Source organism: Synechococcus sp. H55.2 (genome assembly GCF_047462495.1).
Taxonomy (GTDB): domain Bacteria; phylum Cyanobacteriota; class Cyanobacteriia; order Thermostichales; family Thermostichaceae; genus Thermostichus.
On the sequence record NZ_JANSJH010000140.1, the window covers coordinates 1 to 4657 of the forward strand.

Annotated in this window: 5 protein-coding genes and 1 pseudogene; 1 reads left to right on the plus strand and 5 read right to left on the minus strand. The window is 60.9% G+C overall.

The genetic code is table 11. The features are described 5' to 3' along the window. The 4 genes from NW844_RS12145 to NW844_RS12160 form a co-directional block, all read right to left on the minus strand. Positions 1–862: M23 family metallopeptidase (locus tag NW844_RS12145; protein ID WP_414335987.1), on the minus strand; the 862-nt coding region annotated here is incomplete at its 3' end. Positions 863–903: 41 nt separating this feature from the next. Then, positions 904–1707, minus strand: a complete 804-nt coding sequence (locus NW844_RS12150; protein ID WP_414335989.1) for a biotin--[acetyl-CoA-carboxylase] ligase — start codon at positions 1705–1707, stop codon at positions 904–906. Between the two features lie 5 nt (positions 1708–1712). Continuing rightward, the gene (locus NW844_RS12155) at positions 1713–2345 is read right to left on the minus strand and encodes a DUF3318 domain-containing protein (RefSeq protein WP_414335991.1); all 633 of its coding nucleotides are present in this window, start codon (positions 2343–2345) and stop codon (positions 1713–1715) included. Between the two features lie 14 nt (positions 2346–2359). Then, positions 2360–3079, minus strand: a complete 720-nt coding sequence (locus NW844_RS12160) for a pyridoxine 5'-phosphate synthase (protein ID WP_414335993.1) — start codon at positions 3077–3079, stop codon at positions 2360–2362. Between the two features lie 181 nt (positions 3080–3260). On the opposite strand from NW844_RS12160, the gene NW844_RS12165 reads away from it, so the two are divergent. Then, the gene (locus NW844_RS12165) at positions 3261–4328 is read left to right on the plus strand and encodes a hypothetical protein (protein ID WP_414335995.1); all 1068 of its coding nucleotides are present in this window, start codon (positions 3261–3263) and stop codon (positions 4326–4328) included. A gap of 121 nt (positions 4329–4449) precedes the next feature. Here NW844_RS12165 and NW844_RS12170 read toward each other — a convergent pair. Continuing rightward, positions 4450–4657 (minus strand): annotated as a pseudogene (locus NW844_RS12170) (hypothetical protein); the annotation flags it as partial.

Here is a 4657-nt window from a genome sequence, read left to right on the forward strand (position 1 = left end):
CCAAAACCACCCAGCCTTGCCCCACCGTCCGTTTCCACAACTCAAAGTGCAAGTGGGGCCCCGTCACCGCTCCCGTCGCCCCCACGTAGCCGATTACGGTGCCCTGCTTCACGACTTCTCCCACACCCACAGCAGATTCAGACATATGGCCATAGCGGGTGCGCTGGTTGCCGGCATGCTCCAGCACAACGGTGATCCCCAGACCGCCCAGGGATCCCGAAGTGACCACCTTGCCGCTCAAAGAGGCCAAGATCGGCGTTCCCAGGCTGGCCCCCAAATCCACCCCGGCATGGAACTCCGGCTCTCCGCGAATGGGGTGAATTCGCATGCCAAACCCAGAAGTAATCGGCACCGGATGGGGTAGGGGATAGAGCAGTCGTTCTTCACCTGCCGCCAGTTCTGGTAACTCCGGCGTTGGCGGTTCAGGCGCTTGGGTCTGGCTGGGATCCTCAATGCGAATCTCTTCACCTGGGGTGAGGATGATGCGGCGACCGGAGCTGCGTTCCATCAGCACCACCGGCACCCCACCTTCAGGTTGAGAAAAGGACGCCGTGCCGCTATTGCCGGGGGTGGCCAGGCCACGGTTTTTTTTCGGCTCAATAACCATTTCCCGGCCCACCACCGTCTCTGGGTGGGTTCCCGCCTCAAGAGCTTCTCCCCGTAGAGGAATGGCCCCATCCAGCAGCAGGGCTGCCGCCCCAGGCGTGTCCAGAGCCGGCTCCACCACGGGCGGTGGGGGCAAAGGGTTGGGTTGTGTCTGGGCCAGCAGAGCCGTGGGATAGAGCCAAAGCAGACCCAGCCAAAAGCGCAGCCGTCGCCTTTGTGGGAAGAAAAGGCGCGCTGCCGCAACCAAAGGCTTCATCACCGCACTCAACACAGGCCACACAAGAAAAACCAGAAAGGCTACAGATCGCCGCCAACAGGAGCGTGATAGCTCAAGCGAACTTGGTCAGGTGCAAGCGTCAGGATGGATCCTTGCTCCCCTTGTGTTTGTACTCGCACCCGCCCATCCTCGGCAAGGCCCAAGACCGTGAGGCTGCTTTCCCCCTGGGCTCCTTGGACTTGCGACTGAACCATCCAGGCTTCGTACTCTGGGCGAACGGGGCCAAATCCCTCTTGCAACCAGACCTGGAATCCCTGCTCCATCCCCTGCAGAACCCAGCCGGCAATCTCGGTGCGGTCGAGGGACTGTCGGGATCCCAAGATGTGGGCTAAGGTGATCGCCCCGGCGGGCACGGGATTGTTGATATTCACACCCACGCCGGCCACCAGCCCCAGCAGTTGCCCGTCCCCCCCAAAGCGGCTTTGCACCAGGATCCCCCCCAGCTTGAGCAGAGAATCCGGGCCCACCACCACCAGATCGTTGGGCCATTTCAGCCGCAGCGGGATCCCCAGTTTTTGCCGCAGACTGCCCGCAATACCCCAGCCCAAGGTCAGGGTCAGTTCCAGCAGCGAGTGATGCAAGGGCGGGGATCCCAGCCAGACCGATAGATACAGCCCTCCCGGCTCAGAGTGCCATACCCGCCCATGTTGACCTTGCCCGGCCCGTTGGCGGGTGCTGACCAAAACCGTGCCCACCGGCAGCGGCTGTGGAAACCGGCGGCTCCAGTCCAGGAGCAGCCGATTGGTGGAATCGGTTACCGCCACCTGCAGGAGGTAATGGCCCCAATGGCCCACCTGGGATCCCAGCCGCGAGGGGGAAAGCATCTCCCTCAGCTCAGCACAATATCTTCCGCCGGACGCTGGGCCAGCCGCTTTAGGTTCTGATAGCGCAACATGTCCAGTAGATCATTGCCGGAGCGCCCCTCCAGACGGGCCTCCACGTGCAGCGCCTGCCCCAGAGCCTCCACCGCCTGCAGCCGTGGGATCCCGCGCAACACCAGACGATCCACCGCATAGGCATCGGCAGCCAACAGACGGCGGTCGTTGGTTTGGTCGCGGCGCAACTGCCAGAGGGCCAAGCCACTCAAACCTCCCGAAACCGTTGCTCCCACCGGATCCTGCTGCACAGCCTCAAAGATCAAGCTCAACCCTCCCAGAGCTGCTATGGCCAGGTAAAAGTCGATCTGCCGCGAGGCTGCCCGGCTGTAGTAGCCCACCTTGTGCAGGAACAGCCCCGCTCGCTGCAGGGGGGTAAATTGCCGCCACTCGTAGGGCTTGATAAACAGCCGCATTTGCCGTTCCCAGGGCATTTGCCGACGGCCCTTGATCACCACTGTCTGCCGTTCCGAGGCCGGCAAGATCTTGACGCTCTCTCGCATACTGGCAGGCAGCAGATCCAGCAGGCGCTCGATCTCAGCCTGCTCCAGAACGTAGTTTTCGTAGCCGTAGTATTCCGAGTCCATGCCGGGCCTGCTCCTCAGCTTAATCCCATCGCCTGACGCATCTCTCGCACCGCCCGATCCAGTCCTACCAGCACCGCTCGGCTGATAATGCTGTGGCCGATGTTCAGCTCCTCCATACCCGGGATCCGCGCCACCGGGCCGACATTCCAGTAGGTGAGACCATGTCCCGCATTCACCCGCAGGCCCAGTTGAAGGGCCTGTTGGCAGCCTTTTTCCAGATGCTCAAGTTCCACCTGCCGCCGAGCTGCGGAGGCAGCTTCGGCATAGCGCCCCGTGTGCAGCTCCACCCAGCGGGCCCCCACCTGGGCGGCAGCGGCAATTTGCACTGGATCCGGGTCGATAAACAAGCTGACCGGAATGCCGGATCCCTGCAGTTGGCCGACCACATCGCTAAGACGCGCCACCTGCCCTGCCACATCCAGGCCCCCCTCGGTGGTGATCTCCTCCCGCCGTTCGGGAACCAAAGTGACGTAGTCGGGCTTGATCTCCAGAGCAATGGCCACCATCTCATCGGTGGCGGCCATCTCCAGGTTGAGGTGGGTGCGCACCGTTTGCCGCAACAGCCGCACATCCCGATCTTGAATGTGACGGCGATCCTCGCGCAAGTGCACTGTGATCCCATCTGCCCCCGCCAACTCGGCGATCACTGCCGCTGCCACCGGATCCGGCTCTACGGTGCGGCGAGCCTGGCGAAGGGTGGCAATGTGGTCGATGTTAACTCCAAGACTTAACAAGGCCTGACTGCTGTGGGTGTAAAGGATTCTAGAATGCTCCTAGTATTACATTATGCAATTTGCGCCGGTCAGACGAGCCTGGATGCTGTGGGGCTCAGGCGGCGGGGAGGCAGCCTTTACTCTATGATCAAAATGCTCGAAAGCGATGTCTCGCCTGTGCGGGATCCACTCCAGGCTTGCCATGACTGATCCAAATGCCTCTCTGGCGGTGGGACAACACTCAATCATTGACCGGGCGCGGGTGCCGGCCCTGATTGCCCAATACCTGCCGGTGGAGATCTGCATTTACTACCAGGTTGTGCCCGTGGCCCTGGATACCGACAGCCTCATTTTGGGCATGGTGGATCCCCAGGATTTGGCAGCGCTGGACTACGTGAGCAAGATGCTGGCCTATTCCCAGATCTCCGTTGAGCCGATCCCGCTCACCGCTCAGCAGCAGCAGGATCTCATTGCCTACTACTTCAGCCATCCCCCCGACCCGGCAGAGGTGGAGCGGCTGCGCCTCCAGGCCCAAGCCAGCCGGGTGACGCGGGAGGTTCCCGCTCCTGTGGCGGGGCCACCCACGCAGTTGACGCCAACCCAGCCCCCCTCCGCTCGGCCAACTGCTCCGCCTGTCCCCGCCGACGAATCGGAAGAGACGGTGCAGCAGTTGCTCAACTCGATGCTGCGACGGGCTTTGGATGAGAAAGCCGAGCAGATTTTTGTGGAACCTCAAGAGGGGGCTTCTTGTCGGGTGCGCTACCGTCAGCAGGGGATTTTGCGGGATCTGTTCAAAGATCTTTCGGAGTCCATACGGGCGAAGTTGCTCGCCTCCATGAAGCGGATGATGGCACTGGATCCAGAGCTGCTCGGAGAGCCGCAGCAGGCAGAGGTGGAACGGGTATACCGGGGGGAGCCACTGGTTTTGCAGTTGCGCATTATCCCGCAGCGCTCCAAAAGTGGCCAGACTGCCCTCGCCAGAGAAGGAGCCATCTTGAGTATTTTGCGAGGGGAAGCCCTCCAGAAATATCAACAAGGTCAGAATAACCTCCGCGTCTCCGAGACCTTAGCCTTGGCCCAACAGACCCATCAACTGCTACAACAACTGCAAAGTGCTCTCAGCAACACAATCGACAAACTCAAGCAGTACCCCAGTCCACCGCGGAGCGACTGGCCCCTGATGACAGAGGTGTTGGCAGCTATCCAGGCTCAAGCCCAGATGATCGCCATCCATCAGCAGGACTGGGAAAAACTCAATTCCGGCAGTTGAGCCCCCAGGCATTTCGAGGGCATCTTAGCTTTTGCCTTGCTTCTTGGCTTTATGGGCTCCCACTGCCTTTTGCCGGTGGCCCAAGTTTCTCATTCCCGTTGCAAACCCAAGCAGTTTTTTCCTAACGGGATCCCTCCCGCAACAGCACCAAAATCACACCGGCAATAATGCTGATGGTGGCCCCGGCAATGAGACTGGTGGCCAGACGTTCCAGCCGTTCTCCGATGCTCTGAGCGGTGTCGAACTTAAAAGTCAGTTTTTCCAGGTCACCTGATAGTTTCTCGACGTCGCCCGATAGTTTCTCGACGTCGCCCGATAGTTTCTCGACA